We start from the raw sequence: 17,862 nt of genomic DNA on the forward strand, positions 1-17,862 counted from the left end.
GAAGCTGAGAAAATGCGGAACGGTGGATGCCGGAACAAGTCCGGCATGACGGTTGAATTGAAGGCGCCATAAACAAAAGCGGCCGCCCCCTTTCGGGAGCGGCCGCCTTGCGGTCTGTAAAAGCCGTTACCAGCTGACCGCGATATATTTGGCTTCGGTATATTCGTGCAGGCCGTGATGCGAGCCTTCGCGGCCGAGGCCGCTCTGCTTGACGCCGCCGAACGGCGCCGCAGCATCCGAGACCAGGCCGCGGTTGAGTGCGACCATGCCGGCCTCGATCCGTTCCGAAATGGCCAGGCCCTTTTTCAGATCGTTGGTGAAGACATAGGCGGCCAGGCCGAACTCGGTCGCGTTGGCGAGGCGGATGGCCTCCTCCACGTCATCGAACACGGTGATGGGTGCGACGGGCCCGAATACCTCGGTCGTCAGGATCTCCGAATCCGGGTGGATGTCGGCGATCACCGTCGGCGGATAGAAATAGCCGTCGCCCTGCGGGGTCTCGCCGCCGATCAGGACGCGCGCGCCCCTGGCCTTGGCATCGGCGACCAGGGTCTCGATCTTGTCGATCGCCTTCCGGTTGATCATCGCGCCGCATTCAGTGCCCGCATCATAGCCCGGACCGACCTTCAGCGCCCCCATCTTCTCGACCAGCTTCGCCGTGAACGCCTCATAGATGCCGCGCTGGACGTAGAAGCGGTTCGCCGCAGTGCAGGCTTCGCCGGCATTGCGCATCTTGGCGACCATCGCGCCTTCGACTGCGGCATCGAGATCGGCATCGTCGAGCACCAGGAACGGCGCATTGCCGCCAAGCTCCATCGAGGCGCTGAGCACCTGATCGGCGCATTCGTGCAGCAGGGTGCGGCCAACCCCGGTCGAACCAGTGAAGCTGAGCTTGCGCACGCGCGGATCGTGCAGCATCGCGCTGCACACACCGGACGGATTGCTGGTATTGATCACGTTGACGACACCAGCCGGAACGCCGGCATCGAGCATGATCTGCGCGACGGCAAGCGCGGTCAGCGGGGTTTCCGCCGCCGGCTTCAGGATGACCGTGCAACCGGCCGCCAGCGCCGGCGCGATCTTGCGCGTCGCCATCGCCGCCGGGAAATTCCACGGCGTGATCAGCAGCGAAATGCCGATCGGCTGATACTGGACCAGGATGCGGTTGTTGCCGGCCGGCGAGATGGACAGCTCGCCGTTGATGCGCACCGCTTCCTCGGCATACCAGCGGAAGAATTCGGCGGCATAGCCGACCTCGCCACGGGCATCGGGCAGCGACTTGCCGTTTTCCAGGCTGATCAGCTGGGCGAGCCATTCGGCGTTCGCCATCATCTTTTCCCAGCACGCCATCAGGATCGTGGCGCGGGCGCGCGGCGCGGTGGCCGCCCAGGCGGCGGCGGCGGCCTCGGCCGCGTCGACACAGGCGATTCCGTCCTCGACCGTGCCGTCAGCGATCGCGGTCAGCACGCCGCCGGTCGACGGATTGACCACTTCGATGCGCGCGCGGGCGCCGCCCTCGACCCAGGACTTGCCGATCAGCAGATCGGTCGGGACGTCGAACGGCGCTTCATGCTCGCCCGCGGCCGGGGCGGCGTAACTATGCAGGGATTCCATCATACTGCCTTTTGAAGGTCCAGATTGACACCATCGAGCAGCATCGAGCGGTCGCCGGCATAAGCGGCCCCGGTAATGCTGCGCATTGCGTCGAAATCGAGAGGACGGGGGTTGTTCTTGATCAGACGCTGCGCCTTCAGGCCGTTCTCCGCGACAAAGTCCTGCATGTCTTCGGCCAGGCCGAGCTGCTTGAGCGAGGTAGGAATGTTGACCGAGGCGAACAAGTCGGCGACGCCGTCGATGAAGCGCTGCGACAGCACGTCCTCGTCGTCGCCCGGCCCGCCCAGCCCGACAACGCGGGCCAGCTCGGCAAAGGCCGGCACGGCGGCCGGCCGGTTGAACTGCATGACATAGGGCAGCAGCGCGGCGACGCCGTCGCCGTGCGCGGTATGGGTGAGATTGCCGACCGGATATTGCAGAGCGTGCGCCGCCGCCGTGCCGGCGACCCCGAAGGCGCAGCCGGCGGCGAGCGAGCCGAGCATCAGCTCTTCGCGCGCGGCGACGTTGCCGCCGTCGTCATAGGCGATCTTTAGGCTGTCCCACACGCTCTTGACCGCAAGCTTCGCGAACTGATCGGACAAAGCGTTCTTGCCGACGAAGACATGTTCCTGGGTGAGCATCGCGTCGATCGGGCGGGCAAGCGCAGTGAACGCCTCGACCGCATGCGTCATCGCATCGGAGCCGGAACAGGCGGTCAGCCCCTTCGGGCAGGTGATGGTCAGATCCGGATCGCAGATCGCAGCCGTCGGGATGATGTGCGGGCTGGCGATGCCGATCTTGGTGCCGAGCGCGTTATCGGAGACGACCGCGACCGGCGTGACTTCCGACCCGGTGCCCGAGGTGGTGGGCACGGCGACCAGCGGCAGAACCGGGCCGGGCACCTTGAATTCACCATAATAGTCGCCGATCTCGCCGCCATGCGCGAGCAGGACCGCGACCACCTTCGACAGATCCATGCAGCTGCCGCCGCCCACGCCGAGCACCACGTCCGGCGTGAAATCGCTGACCTGCGCGACGCATTCCAGGATCGAATCGACCGGCAGATCGGGCTGAGTCTGATCATAGACATGGACTGCGACGCCGGCCGCCGCGAGATCGGCGAGCATCGTCGCAAAGGCCGGATCGGCGCTCAGCCGGGCGTCCGTACAGATCAGTGCGCGCTTGCCGAGCGCGGCGGTCACCGCGCCGATCGCGCGAATCTGGCCCGCGCCGAACAGGACCGAGCGGGGAAGGCGCATCGCGCCGAAAATGTTCATTGAATGCCTGCCGAAGATAAAGAGGTGGAAAGGGACATGGTTATTGCTTCGCGCCTTTGGCGCTGTTCTGTTTGAGATAAGCGATCACGTCGGCCTGATCCTGCGGCTTGGGCAGCCCGATGAAGATCATCCGGGTGCCGGGCACCGCCTGGCGCGGCGCGGCCAGGAAGCGGGCGAGATTCTGGTCGTTCCAGACGAGCGCCGAGGCCTTCAGGGCCGGCGAATAGGCGAAGCCGGCGACCGTGCCGGCCTTGCGTCCGGCCACGCCCCGCAAATTCGGGCCGAGGCCGTTCTTTCCCGACGGATCGATGCTGTGGCATGCCACGCACTTCTTGAAGATGACGGCACCGTTCACGGCGTTCCCCGGCGGTGCTGCCGAAAGGACAGCTGCCGCGCCGACCATCATGACAAACGTTGTCAGAGCTGCAAGATACTTCATTTTCGCCACTCCTGCGAGCGGAGACCCAAGCCTCGCGCCGGCCTTGGCCCGGCATGGCCGGCACCGTCCTGGATATACCGCACGCTCATCCCCGTGCCGGCTCGTCGATGAGCGGCCGCGAGGCATCGATGGTGAACATCAGCAGTGCTGCCGCCACGCACAAGCCGGCCAGCACACCGAATGCAGCGCCCCAGCCGCTGGCCGTGACGATATAGCCGGTGGCTGCCGCGGCGACGAAGGCGCCGAGATTGCCGATGGTGTTCATCACCGCCGAGACCGATCCGGCGAATTCACCGCCGATATCGAGCGTGACGGCCCAGGACACGCCGACCGTCAGCTCCAGGCCGAACAGTGCAAGGCAGAAACAGGCAATGCTGATCGGATGACTGTCCGACGCGGTCGCCAGCGGGATCATGATGGCGGCGATCGTGAAACCCACCACCGACACCCAGCGGCGGGCGAACAACAGGCCGCGCCCGCGCTTCACCAGATGATCCGAGAACCAGCCCCCGGCGAGATCGCCCACCACACCCGCCAACAGCGGCAGGCTGGCGAACAGACCCATCAGCGCGATATCGTAACCGCGCGCATCGTGGAGATATTTCGGGAACCACGTCAGGAAGATGTTGATGCAATACGCATAGCAGAAATACATCGCCGACAGCAGCCAGAGTTGCGGCCGGGCGAGCAGCTTGGCCCAGGGCACGCTTGCCCTGGTCCGGCCTTCGCCGAGCGCTTCCTCGATCATCACGCGCTCCGCCTCGTTGACCGAAGCATGCTCGCGCGGGCTGTCGCGGTAAAACCAGAACCAGAAGATCGCCCAGGCGACGCCGACCCCCGCAAAGGCGACGAACGGCATGCGCCAGCCGAAATCGACGATCAGCAGCGCGACGAAGAACGGTGTCACCGCGCCGCCGAGCCGGGCACCGGCATGAGTCAGGCCCTGCGCCCAGCCGCGCTCGGCCGGGAGCATCCAGCGCGAAAGCGAGCGCGTGGCGATCGGAAAAGCGCCCGCTTCGCCCATGCCGAACAGGAAACGGGTGACGATCATCGAGCCCGCCGACCAGGTGAGGGCAGTCGCGGCGGTGAAGGTCGACCACCACAGTACGACGCCGGTCAGCGCGCGGCGCGGCCCGAATTTGTCGCCGAGCCAGCCGCCGGGAATCTGGAACAGCGCATAGGAGATGGAGAAGGCGGCGAAGATCCAGCCCATCGTCACATCGTGGAAGCCATATTCCTTCTGGATCGACGGGGCGGCCGTCGAGATGACGACCCGGTCCATATAGGTGATGAGATAGGCGAGCACCGTCAGCCACAGCACCTTGTGCCGGACGTAGGTGGGCCGCGTGGCCCGAGCGCCCCGGGCAGCGTTCACTTAGGACCGCCCGTGCAGGCATCCGCGGCGCGACCCGTGCAGGTCTGCCAGATGGTCGGCACCGGCTCACCGGCGAGATAGACCGTGTCGATCGCGCGGGTGTTGCGGATGTCGGCGGTCGGATCCTTGTCGAGTACGAGCAGATCGGCTGCCTTGTTCGGCGCGATCGTGCCGACATTGGCGGCGCCCATGAACTTCGCGTTGTTGCCGGTCGCGGCGGTCAGCGCCTGGAGCGGGGTGATGCCCGACTTGACCATCAGCTCGAGTTCCCAATGGGCGAAATAGCCCGGGAAGCGCGCCGTGGGGCCGCTGTCGGTGCCCATGCCGTAGGGGATGCCGGCCTTTGCCTCGCGCCCGAAATTCTCCATCGCGTATTTCAGGACGCCCGGATATTGCGCGAAATGCGGCCCGGCCTTCAGGCGATCGCGGCGCGCCGGGTTCTTGAGATCCTCGATCACCTTCGGCGTCACGCCCCGCGAAAAGAAGGGATCGTCGACGAACGGCAGCAGATCATAGGTGAAGCTCGCTTCGCGGCTCAGCGTCGCGGCGATCTGCCACACGCCTTTCGCCTTCATCGCAGCGAGCAGCGGGGCATCGACGGCACGGTCGCGCACGGAATGGGCGAAACCGTTCACGCCCTCGCGCGTCAGTTCCCTGGCGTTGTCGTAATAGAAGATGTGCGCGACGGCCTTCTTGCCGTCCTTGTGCGCTTCGGCGATCACCGCCGTGCTGATCGCCGGCGGCATGCGTTCGGCGATGTCGCCGAACTCGTCGTCGACCCACAGCTTGATGAAATCGCTGCCCTTGGCGACTTCGCGATCGACCATCGCGGTTGCCTCGGCCGGCGTCGCGACCTGGGCGTCGAGCCCCGGGACGCCGCCATAGCTTCCCTTGAACACCACGCCGCGCCCCGCGGTCCACACGCGCGCACGGCCCGCCGGATTGGCGCGCACGTCGCTGACGATGGCGTGGATCTCGTCCTTGTCGGTGCCGAGCACCTGGACCGAGGTGACGCCGTACGCCGCATAGAGCCGCAGCTGCCGCTCGACATTGTCGCGGGTGTAATATTTCAGATCCTGGGTGATGCCATCGACCAGGCCGAGATGGACATGGCTGTCGATGATCCCGGGCATGACGAACTTGCCGGTCAGATCCTTCACCCTGACGCCCTTCGGCACCTTCAGCCGGGCGGCCGGGCCGACCCAGCTGATCCTTCCGTCGCGGATGATCATTGCGGCGTTGCGGACCGGCGCGCGGCCAGTGCCGTCGATCAGCGTGAAGTGCGACAATGCCACGGTCTTCGCCGCGACCGGCGCGGCGCTCAGCGCCCCCGCCATCAGCGCGGCCACCCTCATCCAGCTACAAGCACGCATAGGACCCGCTCCATTGTTCTCGGGACGTTGCTCGCCCCTTTGTTTGTGTCGCCGTCATCGGGCGCGCCGCATCGGCCGGGCCCGGGCGAACCCGCGCACGGTACACGATCCGGGCGAACGATCGGAAGAATTGGGAAGGACCAGGCGCATCCGCGCCGTGGCGGTAGCTCGCCGTTGCCGGCAAAGGGCGAAGGGCGCCCCTGAAATATCGCGGATCTAACAGCCGGGCCGGTGGCGAAGCCGGTGCCGGGGGGAATCCCCTTGAGCCTCCGTTCCGCTTGCTGCTCGCCATGCCGTCCTGGTTTCCGTTCAGTAGAGAAAGATCCGCCCGCTCCCGACCGGGAACGGGCGGATCGGGAGCGTTAGAACCTCGTCCGGAGACCCACCGAGATCAGGCGACCGAGCGGGTTCGACACGAACCCGTTATAGCCCCAGGCGCCACCGATGATGCCGGCCGTATTGCCGTTGTAGTAAGGCGGGGTCTTGTCGAAGAGATTCTTCACATCGACATAGGCCTGCCAGCCGTTGAACGACCCTTCGCTCCTGATCGTGTACTGGAGATGCAGATCGAAGGTGTTGTCGGCCTTGACCTTGTCGCCGCCGCCGGTCGGGTTACCGACCGAATTCGTCGCGATCGGGACCACCGAGGTGCTGATCCAGTTCCGGTACGAACCCGTGTGATTCCAGAACAGATCGGCCGAAATCCCGCCGAGTTCCCACCCCAGCTGAGCGCGATGCTTGTACTGGACCGACGGGAAGGTCGTGTTGTAGCCTGACGTATTCAGAATGTCGAAATCGGTGCCGCCCCCGAAGTTCTGACGGAACTTCGTGAAATAGGTACCGCTGATACCGACCGTGAAGTTGCCCATATCACCGATCGGCGTGCGATAGCTCGTCTGGAAATCGATGCCTTCGACGATCAGGTTGAGCGCGTTGCGCGAGCTTTGATCGAGCGTGAAGTACACGTTCGCTGGCACTGCGCCGCCGATCGTCGCCCCATTGGCGATGTTGGCGAACTCATCGATCTGCGCCTGGCTCATCCCCGTCGGAAAGATCTGCAGCAGGTTGCGCAGGCCGGCCGAGTTCACAATGGCAGTCGGGCTGGGTGAGCTGACGCCGCCATCGAAGGTGTTATGAAACCACGTTACCGCCGCCATGAAACCGGGCAGGAAGCGCGGTGCCAGATCGAGACCGAACGAATAGCTCGTCCCCTTCTGCGGCACCATATTGGAGAAGCCGCCACCGAGCTGACGGCGGAGGCCCTGGTTGACCCCGACCTGACCGATCGTGCACGTTGTTGCACTCTGGAGCGCGAGGTTGGCGTCGTTGCAGGCGAGCTGCGTGTTCGTAATGACGGCACCCGGCACCTGCTTCACGGCGGCATAGTTTGCGACTGGAACGTTGATCGTGTTGGGCTGAACACCGACGCTACCCGAGGCATAGAGATAGCCCTGCGTCGGATCGCCGATCACCGCGAGCGGCGGCGCCACGAAGGCCGTCGCATAGTTGCCGCGGAGCTTGACGCCCTCGAACAATTCCCAGTTCGCCGCGAACTTCGGGTTGGTGGTGCCGCCGACGTCGCTATATTTGTCGTATCGGCCCGAAATGTTCACATCGACCCGGCGGAAGAACGGGATATCCATATCCGGCGAGATCACCGGAACGACGATTTCGGCATAAGCCGAATTGACCGTCCGCTCGTACATGTACTGGCGGAAAGTCGCGCCGGTCACCGATGGGCCGGTGCCGTTCGCGTTGTTGATCTTCTGCGTTTCGTCGGCCCAGTAATGCTCGCCGCCGAACGCGACCTTCACTTCGCCGGCCGGCAGATCGAACACGCCGCCCTGGAAATCGAGCTTGATCTGGTTGAAGGTGTTGAAGTTCGTGTTCTGGGAATCCGCGCCATAGAGCGAACGGAGGACCGCCGCCGAGGTGCGGTTGGCCGACCCCGTCCGCCAGACGTCGAGCGCATTGCCCGCGTTGAGCGGCAGGTTCAGCGCGATCACGTTCTGGCCGGCAATGTCGCTGGTCGTTGTGCTGCCGCTGAGCTGCGCGGTGCCGTTCAGGGCGAGCAATGCACAGGAGTTGCAGAAGCCGTCGATCGTGTTGCCCGCGGAGCGATTCCGGCCGAACGCGTCGCTGAACTTGACCGACCAGCTGTCCGTCAGATCATATTCCGCGACGAAGGTGGCATAGATCGAGTCCGACTCGGACTCGTTATACCCGTAATTGCCGTCATCGCGCAGCGCGAGCCAGCTGACCGATTCCTTGATGGCATCGGGCGAGCCGGCCGGCGCCACGAAGAACGGATTCACCTGTGGCGTAAGGTAAGTGTTGGTGCCGATCGTGATCGACGGGACGCCACCCGAGAAAATCGACGCCGCGCCGTTGCCCAACCCGTCGTCATAGCGCCCAAAGGCCGTAGCGCCGTTGAGCGTACCCGGACCATTCGGCGAGGTCGTCTTCTGGATATTGTAGTTCAGCATCGCCGTGATGCGGAACTTGTCCGAGAATTCGTTGTACACCTTCATCATGCCGTTGGCGCGCCACTGGCCCGATAGCAATACGGTATAGATGGAGTTGTTGCACGGCGCATTGATTGCGGTGTTGGAGACCGTGCTGGTCGCGCTCGGCGAAAGATAGACGCCTGACGGATTGGCCGCGCCGCCGGGACGGCCGGTGACCTGAATCGTTGCCGGGTTGCAGGCGAAGCTGTTGGTGTTGGTGCCGCCCACTGGACGATAATCGCCCATGCTGGCGAACGACCGGTCCTTGTTGAAGAGCGTGCTGCCCTTGCTGTACGATCCGGCGATATAGACGCCGCCATTATCCCACTTCGTGCCCCAGATGCCGTTGATGTCGTAATTGTGGTAATCGTCGGCAAAGCCATAGCGGGCGTTCACTTCGAGCCCGTCATAGGTGCGGCGGGTGATGAAGTTGACCACGCCGGCGACTGCATCCGAGCCATAGACCGAGGAAGCGCCGTCAGCGAGGACTTCGACGCGCTCGATTGCGCCGATCGGAATGATGTTGGGATCGGTCTGCGCGAACTGCGTGCCGCCGCCCGGCAGGCGCAGGCCATCCATGATCACCAGCGTGGTGTTGGACGACGAACCGGCGAGGCTGTGGATCTGCGGCGAATAATAGGAATAGGCGTTCTCGCCCTGGGAAACCGAGCCCGAAGTGGTGATGGCGGGAACGGTGTTGACCAGCTGCGATACGTTGATCGGCGCCGTCTTCTCGATCGTCGCCTGGCCGACCGACACGAGGTTCGATCCGATCGGCGCGACGCCGCGGATGCTGGTGCCGGTGACGATGATGTCGGCCGTATTCTCGAGCGCGCTGCCGTCCGTCAGGGTTTCCTGCGGCAGGGCGGCTTCTTCGGCGGGTGCCGCCGGGCGGGTTGGTGTGGTCGTCGTGCTCTGCGCGAAAGCCGTGCCCGGGGCGAAGAGCATCGCCGCCGTCAATGCCATCATCGAGCCGCTCAATTTGATTTTGGACGAGAAGTGCATCCCCGTTCCCCCTTTCAGACTGTTTATCCTCTCAATTCACAACCTGATCTATTTTATTTGATATGATATAGGATCGTGAATCGACCGCATTCCTACGTACGGTTCGATCGTCCGTCAAGCGGCTCCGTGCATCGCCCAGCGCCTACGCGCCGGGGCGCGTGCCGCCAGATGCAGAAGGAGGCATGACGGAGCCTGTCACCGGCGCGCAGAAGTGCGGCCGCGACATTTGGCGCGCAAAGACGTTGTCAGCAGGTTAATTGGCCGGCCAGCCGCACTAGCGATCGCCGGCCGCGGCGCCGTGCGATCAGTGCGCCTCGGCGAGCAATTTGCGCGCGGCCGGGCTCGTCCAGTCCATGCCGCCAGTCATCCGCCACACTTCCCGGCCCCGTGCATCGTAGAGGATGCTGGTCGGCAGTTCGGCGTTCAGCGCGACGCTGAGGCCGACCTTCGGATCGAGATAGGGCTGAAGCCGGGCGAAGCGGCCCTTGGCGAAGAAGGGCCCGACCTTTTCGGCGCCGGCCAGATCCTGGCTGACCGCCACCACCGTCATGTCCTTCGCCAGGGCATCGAGCGTCGGCATCTCGGCGACGCAGGGCGCACACCAGGTCGCCCAGAGATTGAGCAGCACCGGCTTGCCGGCGAACACCGCGAGCGTGACCGGTTTTCCGGCCGGATCCTCGAACACCACGGTCGGCGCCGCCTCGCCCAGGTGCGTGCGATCGAGCGTGCCGGTCGCTTCGGCCGCCGGGGTGGCAGTGGGCGCGGGCGAGGCCTTTGCTTGCTCCGGCGCGGAGACTTGCCTATCGCAGCCGCCGATCAGCAGCCCTGTGGCCAGGAGAGATACGATCGTCGAGCGCAAGGACATGTCGGACCAATCCAATGCCATGTGGGGCGGCCGCTTCGCCGAAGGGCCGGCGGCGGTGATGCGCGAGATAAATGCCTCTATCCCGTTCGACAAGCGGCTGTGGCGCCAGGATGTCGCCGGATCCAGGGCGCATGCCGCGATGCTGGGCGCGCAGGGGATCGTCTCGCCCGAGGATGCGGCGACGATCGTGGCCGGGCTCGACCAGGTCGAAGCGCATTATGCGGCGCACGGCGTGGCCGAGGACATGGTGCTCGAGGACATCCACATGCAGAGCGAGGCGAGGCTGGCCGACGCGATCGGGCCGGTCGCCGGGCGGCTGCATACGGCGCGCTCGCGCAACGATCAGGTCGCGACCGATTTCCGCCTGTGGGTGCGCGATGCGATCGACGCGGTCGAGGCGGGGCTGGTCCAGTTCCAGCAGGCGCTGCTCACACGAGCCGAAGAGCATGCCGCAAGCGTGATGCCCGGCTTCACGCATCTGCAGAGCGCGCAGCCGGTGACGCTCGGCCACCATCTGATGGCCTATCACGAGATGATCGGGCGCGACCGCAGCCGCTTCGCCGATGCGCGGGTGCGGATGAACCGCTCGCCGCTCGGCTCGGCCGCGCTGGCCGGCACGGGCTTCCCGATCGACCGCGAGATGACGGCGGCGGCGCTCGGCTTCGACGGGCCGATGCGCAACTCGCTCGACGGCGTGTCCGACCGCGACTTCGCGATCGACTATCTGAGCGCAGCCTCGCAGTGCGCGCTGCATCTGTCGCGGCTGGCGGAGGAGTTCATCCTGTGGGCGTCGCAGCCCTTCGGCTTCGTGTCGCTGAGCGATCAATGGTCGACCGGATCGTCAATCATGCCGCAGAAGCGCAACCCCGACGCGGCCGAGCTGGTGCGCGGCCATTCCGGGCGGATCATCGGCTGCCTGACCGCGCTGATGATCACCATGAAGGGCCTGCCGCTGGCCTATTCGAAGGACATGCAGGACGACAAGCCGCCGGTGTTCGAGGCGCACGACCTGCTCGGCCTGTCGATCGCGGCGATGACCGGCATGGTTGAGAGCGCGACCTTCCGTACCGACCGGATGCGCGCGTTGGCCGAGGCCGGCTTCTCCACCGCGACCGACCTGGCCGACTGGTTGGTGCGCGAGGCCGGGGTGCCGTTCCGCGAGGCGCACCACATCACCGGGCGCGCGGTGAAACGGGCGGAAGAGCTTGGCGTGGCGCTCGACCAGCTGCCGCTGGACGCGCTGCAGGCAATCGATGCGCGGATCGACGAACGGGTCTATGGCGTGCTGAGCGTCGATGCGTCGGTCGCGAGCAGGACGAGTTTCGGCGGCACCGCGCCGGCGCGCGTGCGCGCGGCGATCGCGGCGGCGAGAAAGGAAAGCGGAACATGAGGCGCGCCATCATCCTGGGGCTGGCCCTCGCTTTGGCGGGGTGCGGCGTGCAGCAGGACCTGAAACCGCAAAAGGGCCAGTCCCTGCCGGTCGCGCCCTATGGCGCGAAGCAGCAGCCGACTCCCCAGGAACTGCTGAAACCGAGCAACCAGTCCCGCCCCGCCCGCAGCGACGATCTCCTCCGCAATTCGCAGGACCGCCGCAGCGACGAATTCGACCTCCCGCCACCGAATTGAACAGATGGACCATTTCAGACTCATTGACGGCGCCATGCACGCCGAGGGCGTTCCGCTCGACCGAATCGCCGACTCGGTCGGCACGCCGGTCTATGTCTATTCGCGCGCGACGCTGACGCGCCATGCGCGCGTGTTCCGCGAGGGACTGGCGGGCGTCGAGCGCGCCCATTTCGCTTATGCGATCAAGGCCAATCCCAATCTCGCGGTGCTGAAAGTCCTCGCCGACGAAGGGTACGGCGCCGATGTCGTGTCGGGCGGCGAGCTCGCCCGCGCGCTCGCCGCGGGGATGAAGGCCGAGGACGTCGTCTTTTCCGGCGTTGGCAAGACCCGCGCGGAGCTGCAGCGCGCGCTCGACGCCGGGCTCGGCCAGTTCAACCTCGAGCTGGAGGAAGAAGGCGAAGCGCTGTCCGGCCTTGCCGCCGCGATGGGCCTGCGCGCCAACGCGACCTTGCGGGTCAATCCCGATGTCGATGCCGGCACGCACGCGAAGATCTCGACAGGCAAGCGCGAGAACAAGTTCGGCGTGCCGATCGACCAGGCGCCGGCGATCTTCGGCCGGCTTGCCGCCCTGCCCGGCCTCGCGATGCGCGGCGTGGCGATCCATATCGGCAGCCAGCTGTTCGACCTGGCACCGCTGGAAGCCGCCTATCGCAGGGTCGGCGAGCTCGTCGCGCAGCTCCGCGCCGCGGGCCATCCGATCGAGCGGGTGGATCTCGGCGGCGGGCTCGGCGTACCGTACAAGGCCGGCGACAACCCGCCCAGCCCGGCCGACTATGGCGCGATGGTCGCGCGGGTGACCAAGGGCTGGAACGTCATGCTGATGTTCGAGCCCGGCCGGGTGATCGCGGGCAATGCTGGCGTGCTGCTGACCAAGGTCATCTGGGTGAAGCCGGGCGTGGTGAATCCCTATGTGATCGTCGACGCGGCGATGAACGACCTGATGCGCCCGGCGCTGTACGATGCGTGGCATGATTTCGCGGCGGTCCGCCCGACCGGGGAACGCATGACCGCCAACATCGCGGGCCCGGTCTGCGAAAGCGGCGACACCTTCGCGATGGCCCGCGAGATCGACGCAGTGAAATCGGGCGACCTGGCGGTGTTCCGCACCGCCGGCGCCTACGGCGCGACCATGGCGAGCACCTATAACAGCCGCGCGCTGGTGCCCGAGGTGATGGTCGATGGCGACCGTTTCGCGGTGGTCGCCGACCGGATCGAGCCGGAGACGATCATCGCCGCCGAGCGCCTGCCGGAGTGGCTGACCGCGTGACCCTGCACAGCCTGCCGCTGTTCGTGCGGCTGGCAGGCCGGCCGGTGATCCTGCTGGGCGAGGGCGAGGCGGCCGAAGCGAAGCGGCGGCTGCTGGAACGCGCCGGCGCCGTCGTCGGCGACGAAGGCGCCGATGCTGCGCTGGCGATCGTGGCGATCGCTGACGCACAGCTGGCGGGTGAAGCCGTCGCACGGCTCAAGGCGCGGGGCATCCTGGTCAACGCGGTCGATCGACCCGACTGGTGCGATTTCACCCTGCCCGCGATTGTCGACCGCGACCCGGTGCTCGTCGCGATCGGCACCGGCGGCGCCTCGGCCGGACTGGCCGCGGCGGTGCGCCAGCGGCTCGAGACCCTGTTGCCAGCGCGCCTGGGCAGCTTGGCGACCGCATTGCACAGCGCACGGGCCGGAATCCGCGCGCGCTTCCCCACGGCGGAGGAGCGCCGCCGGGCGCTCGGCACGGCCTTCGCTCCGGGCGGCCCACTCGATCCGTTGACGGCCGACCCAGAAAGCGTGGGCCCCTGGCTGGAGCAGGCGGGCGCGACCGGCGACCGGCTGGTGACCATCCGCCTCCGCTCGCCCGACCCCGACGACCTCACGCTCGGCGAAGCGCGGGCGCTGGCACTGGCCGACCGGCTCTATCACGGCGCCGCCGTGCCGCCCGCGATCCTGGATCGCGCCAGGGCCGATGCGGCCCGGATCCTTTGCACCGCAGCGCCCGTTGAGCTTGGTCCGGGACTGTCGATCTATATGGAGATGGCATGAGCGGTTTTGCCTATCGCGTGCACGGCGGAACCGCCGAGCAGATCGAGATCAAGCAGGCGCTGGCCAGCGAGGCCGAGCTGGTTTGGGTCCATTTGACCACCAACAACGAGCATGCCCAGGCCTGGCTGAACGACGAGGTCAAGGCGCCCGACTATATCGTCGAGGCGCTGACCGCGACCGAGACCCGGCCGCGCTGCGACGCGCTGGGCGACGGCGCGTTCCTCAACCTGCGCGGCCGATCGAGCGAGGAGATGACGACGTCCGATCCGCTCGGCTCGGTGCGAATCTGGGCCATAGCGGGTCGGGTGATCTCGGTCACGCGGCGCCCGCTGATCGCGGTGGACGATGTGATCACGACGATCGAAGGGGGCCAGATCCGCGATCCCGGCGACCTGATCGCCGAATTCGCCTCGGCGATCACCCGCAACCTCGATCCGGAAGTAGCCGATCTGGGCGATACGCTGGACGATTGTGAAGCCGACCTGCATGCCGACAAGGTGTTCGAACTGCGCCGCAACGTCACGCGGGTGCGCGTCGCGGCGATCGGCTATCGTCGCTTCCTCGCACCGCAGCGCGCCGCGCTCGAAAAACTGGCGGCGCTTCCGATCGCCTGGCTGCAGGACGACGACCGGCTGCACCTCAACTCAGCCGCCGACCGCGCGGCGCGCATGGCGGAAGAGCTCGAGAGCATCCGCGAGCGCGCCGCGCTGATGCATGAGGCGCTGACCGACCTTCGCGCCGAGCAGATCGACAGCCGCGCACTGATCATCTCGATCGCGGCGATGATCTTCCTGCCGCTGACCTTCATCACCGGCCTTTACGGCATGAACGTAAAGGGGCTGCCCTATGCCGAGGAGCCATGGGCGTTCGATGCGATCATGGGCGGCTGCACCATCGTCTCGATCGGGATCATCATCTATTTCGTGCAACGCCACTGGTTCGGGCGCGGCTGAGCGAACTCCTGAATCCCGACACTCGCTCTCCGGTTGGAAACCCCGCCCGCGCCGCCTAGGTAGGGGCCGTGAGCAAACCAGCCGTCACCGCCCGAATCGCCGACGGCATCTGCTCGATTCAGCCAGCGGACTGGGACGCCTGTGCCGGGACCGGCAACCCCTTCGTCAGCCACCAATTCCTGTCCATCCTTGAAGAATCGGGCAGCGCGACGGCGGAGACCGGCTGGCAACCCATCCCGATCGTGATCGACGGCGCCGACGGGCGTCCCGCCGCGATCGCGCCGGCCTATGGCAAGAGCCATAGCCAGGGCGAATATGTCTTCGATCATGGCTGGGCGGATGCGTGGGAACGCGCCGGCGGGCGCTATTATCCCAAGCTGCAGGTCGCCGTACCGTTCACGCCAGCGTCCGGACCGCGCCTGTTGCTGCGGGACGAAAGCCTCGCCGCCGCGCTGATCGCGTCGATCGAGGCAGTGACCGACCGGCACAATCTCTCCTCCGCCCATGCCAGCTTCATCGCCCCCGATCAGCTGCCGCTGTTCGAGGCGGCGGGATGGCTGATCCGCGCCGGCACGCAGTTCCACTGGCACAACCGCGACTATCGCGGATTCGACGATTTCCTGGGCGACCTGGCCAGCCGCAAGCGCAAGGCGATCCGCAAGGAGCGCGCCGGCGCGGTGGAAGGCCTGACCATCCGGCACGTGACGGGCAGCGCCATCACCGAAGCCGATTGGGACGCCTTCTGGGTGTTCTACCAGGATACCGGATCGCGCAAATGGGGCCGACCCTATCTCACCCGTGCGTTCTTCTCGCTGCTCGGCGAGCGTATGGCCGTTTCGGTCTTGCTGATCCTCGCCGAACGCGACGGCCGCCCGATCGCCGGCGCGCTCAACCTGATCGGCGCGGATACGCTGTATGGACGCTATTGGGGCTGCGTCGAGGAAGTCCCCTTCCTCCATTTCGAGCTATGCTATTACCAGGCGATCGATGCGGCGATCGAGCGCGGATTGCGCACGGTCGAGGCGGGCGCGCAGGGCGAGCACAAGCTGGCGCGCGGCTATGTCCCGGTGCCGACCTGGTCGGCCCATTACATCCCGGACCTGAATTTCAGGAAGGCGGTCGCGCAGTTCCTGGCGCAGGAGCGGGAGGCAGTGGCATCGGACCGGGAGTGGCTGGGAGAGCTGACCCCGTTTCGCCGAGGGCCTTGAGCCGGCGCGCCCGAAGCTCGAGCGCCCTGATCTCTTCCGGAAAGAGCGGCACGCGCGGCGGCGTGACATTGTGATCGACACGGAACAGCGCGCTGTTGCCGTCTCGCCAGACCTCCACCAGCCCCGCGTTGAGCGCGGGATCATAGGGCGGCACCCGGATCAGCCACACATAATCGAAAGCGTCGCGCGGGAAGCGCGCCATGGAGAGCGAGATGCTCCGCCACCATTCGCCCCGGCAATATTTCGCGGTGACGATCTGCGACGCATCATGCGCGAAGTTGCGGGCGGGCGCATAGCGCGTCGTCAGCAGCTGCGCGCCGGCCATCGACCATTGATCGTTGGTATAGGCGAGGCGGCGCACCAGGCCGATCGCGGGCAGATGCTCGAGCCTGGTCATGAACCAGGGCGGCCGGCACTCGCTGCCGACGAAGCTTACGACCTTGGCGCCGATCGGGACATAGTCGAGCGCCTTGAGCTCGCGATCATAGGCAGCGTCGTACATCCAGAAGCTCACCGTCGTCGCGCCGATGCGCACGAGGAAGAAGGCGAGGCCCATGACCGCCAGCACCGCCGCATGCCGGATCGAGACGCCGTGGCGCGGCCGCAGGGCGATCACCGCGATACCGATCATGAACGGCGCAAGGCGCATGTCGGCATAGGCCGAACCGAACACGATGCGCGGCAGCAGGATGAACACGACCAGCAGGAACAGCGCCGACAAAGCGAGGTTGCGGGAATATTCGATGGTCGGATCGCGGAAACCCTTGAACAGGATCAGGCACAGGATCGCCGCTGAGGCGATGTCGAACAGCTCCCACCGGTCCTTAAGGACCATCGTCAGCCACATCGCCTTGGCGCGCCAGTTGAACCAGTCGCCGGTGATGCCGCCGACATGATGGCCGCTGCGCCACAGCACCATCAGCACCATCGGCAGCGCCAGCGGCAGGCAGCCCAGCCCGGCGCGCACCCAGGCATTGAGCCAGCGATGCCCCGCATCGTGCTGGCGGACCATCTCGGCCGAAAAGGCGAGCACGCCGAGCACGCCCCAGCCGAAAGTGTGGCACAGCCACAGCACGCAGGAGAGCGGCACGAAGATAACCGCGCGCAGCCTGAACTTGCCGAGCCGCGCCAGCCTGAGCCACAGGGCGAAGGCGTTGAGCGCGATACCCATCGCCAGCGCGAAATTGATGAAGCCGAAATGGAAGGGATAGCTGTAGGCGATCGGCAGCGCGAACAGGGCGGTCGCCGGGATGCGCCCATGAACTTCGCGCGAGATCCACAGCAGCCCGGTAACCGTCATCGCCGGGATGGTGAGGACGATCAGCTTGACCGCCAGTTCGAGCCCGAAGATCCGGGCCAGCGGGATGATCAGGATATCGATCCCGAGATTGCCGATCAGCTGCCAGCTGAAATTATACCATTCGCCCAGCCAGGGCGCCCGGCCGATTTCGAGCTGAACCCGGTAGCGCCCGAGATGCCCGGGCAGATCGACCAGCGGCGGAATTTCGGGGCGCAGCAGCGGCACGATCGCAATGAGCGCGGCGAATGCCACAAACCAGCGCGTCTGCCACCAGTGCAGCCTTTCGGTATCCCCCAACATGGGGAGGGCC

14 protein-coding genes are annotated in these 17,862 nt (G+C 66.2%); 6 read left to right on the forward strand and 8 right to left on the reverse strand.

All coding sequences use genetic code 11. The features are described from left to right. Positions 1 to 126: 126 nt before the first annotated feature. From U1769_RS05170 to U1769_RS05200, 7 genes are all read right to left on the reverse strand, one after another. On the reverse strand, positions 127 to 1,614 hold the full coding sequence (locus U1769_RS05170; RefSeq protein ID WP_332712883.1) for an NAD-dependent succinate-semialdehyde dehydrogenase: 1,488 nt from the start codon (positions 1,612 to 1,614) through the stop codon (positions 127 to 129). Beyond that, positions 1,614 to 2,870, reverse strand: a complete 1,257-nt coding sequence (locus U1769_RS05175) for an iron-containing alcohol dehydrogenase (protein WP_332712885.1) — start codon at positions 2,868 to 2,870, stop codon at positions 1,614 to 1,616. The genes U1769_RS05170 and U1769_RS05175 overlap by 1 nt, the downstream gene beginning before the upstream one ends. A gap of 40 nt (positions 2,871 to 2,910) precedes the next feature. Next, complete coding sequence (locus U1769_RS05180; protein WP_332712888.1) at positions 2,911 to 3,309, reverse strand: c-type cytochrome; 399 nt, start codon at positions 3,307 to 3,309, stop codon at positions 2,911 to 2,913. An 85-nt stretch (positions 3,310 to 3,394) separates the two neighbouring features. Continuing rightward, a complete protein-coding gene (locus U1769_RS05185; RefSeq protein ID WP_332712891.1) occupies positions 3,395 to 4,684 on the reverse strand; it encodes an MFS transporter in 1,290 nt (429 codons plus the stop codon). Further along, entirely contained in the window at positions 4,681 to 6,039 is a 1,359-nt protein-coding gene (locus U1769_RS05190) for an amidohydrolase family protein (protein ID WP_332712894.1), read from the reverse strand. Before U1769_RS05190 ends, U1769_RS05185 begins: the two co-directional genes overlap by 4 nt. 380 nt (positions 6,040 to 6,419) lie before the next feature. Then, positions 6,420 to 9,533, reverse strand: a complete 3,114-nt coding sequence (locus tag U1769_RS05195) for a TonB-dependent receptor domain-containing protein (protein WP_332712897.1) — start codon at positions 9,531 to 9,533, stop codon at positions 6,420 to 6,422. Positions 9,534 to 9,873: 340 nt separating this feature from the next. Continuing rightward, entirely contained in the window at positions 9,874 to 10,434 is a 561-nt protein-coding gene (locus U1769_RS05200; protein WP_332712899.1) for a TlpA family protein disulfide reductase, read from the reverse strand. A 19-nt stretch (positions 10,435 to 10,453) separates the two neighbouring features. On the opposite strand from U1769_RS05200, the gene argH reads away from it, so the two are divergent. The 6 genes from argH to U1769_RS05230 all read left to right on the forward strand — a co-directional run bounded on the left by argH (position 10,454) and on the right by U1769_RS05230 (position 16,252). Beyond that, positions 10,454 to 11,824, forward strand: coding sequence for an argininosuccinate lyase (argH, locus tag U1769_RS05205; RefSeq protein WP_332713677.1), 1,371 nt, complete (start codon positions 10,454 to 10,456; stop codon positions 11,822 to 11,824). Further along, positions 11,821 to 12,060 carry a hypothetical protein gene (locus U1769_RS05210; protein WP_332712901.1) on the forward strand — a complete coding sequence of 80 codons (240 nt, stop codon included), beginning with the start codon at positions 11,821 to 11,823 and terminating at the stop codon, positions 12,058 to 12,060. The genes argH and U1769_RS05210 overlap by 4 nt, the downstream gene beginning before the upstream one ends. A gap of 4 nt (positions 12,061 to 12,064) precedes the next feature. After that, complete coding sequence (lysA, locus tag U1769_RS05215) at positions 12,065 to 13,327, forward strand: diaminopimelate decarboxylase (RefSeq protein WP_332712903.1); 1,263 nt, start codon at positions 12,065 to 12,067, stop codon at positions 13,325 to 13,327. Further along, the gene (locus tag U1769_RS05220) at positions 13,324 to 14,091 is read left to right on the forward strand and encodes a precorrin-2 dehydrogenase/sirohydrochlorin ferrochelatase family protein (RefSeq protein WP_332713680.1); all 768 of its coding nucleotides are present in this window, start codon (positions 13,324 to 13,326) and stop codon (positions 14,089 to 14,091) included. The genes lysA and U1769_RS05220 overlap by 4 nt, the downstream gene beginning before the upstream one ends. Continuing rightward, positions 14,088 to 15,044 (forward strand): zinc transporter ZntB, encoded by a 957-nt coding sequence (locus tag U1769_RS05225; protein WP_332712904.1) that lies wholly within the window; start codon positions 14,088 to 14,090, stop codon positions 15,042 to 15,044. The genes U1769_RS05220 and U1769_RS05225 overlap by 4 nt, the downstream gene beginning before the upstream one ends. Positions 15,045 to 15,112: 68 nt before the next feature. Then, positions 15,113 to 16,252 carry a GNAT family N-acetyltransferase gene (locus tag U1769_RS05230; protein WP_332712907.1) on the forward strand — a complete coding sequence of 380 codons (1,140 nt, stop codon included), beginning with the start codon at positions 15,113 to 15,115 and terminating at the stop codon, positions 16,250 to 16,252. Here the strand turns inward: U1769_RS05230 and U1769_RS05235 are convergent. Further along, a complete protein-coding gene (locus tag U1769_RS05235) occupies positions 16,152 to 17,852 on the reverse strand; it encodes a putative glycosyltransferase family protein (protein WP_332712910.1) in 1,701 nt (566 codons plus the stop codon). The two genes, U1769_RS05230 and U1769_RS05235, sit on opposite strands and share 101 nt — an antisense overlap. Between the last annotated feature and the right edge of the window lie 10 nt (positions 17,853 to 17,862).

Source organism: Parasphingomonas zepuensis (assembly GCF_036663735.1).
In the GTDB taxonomy this organism is placed as follows: domain Bacteria; phylum Pseudomonadota; class Alphaproteobacteria; order Sphingomonadales; family Sphingomonadaceae; genus Sphingomonas.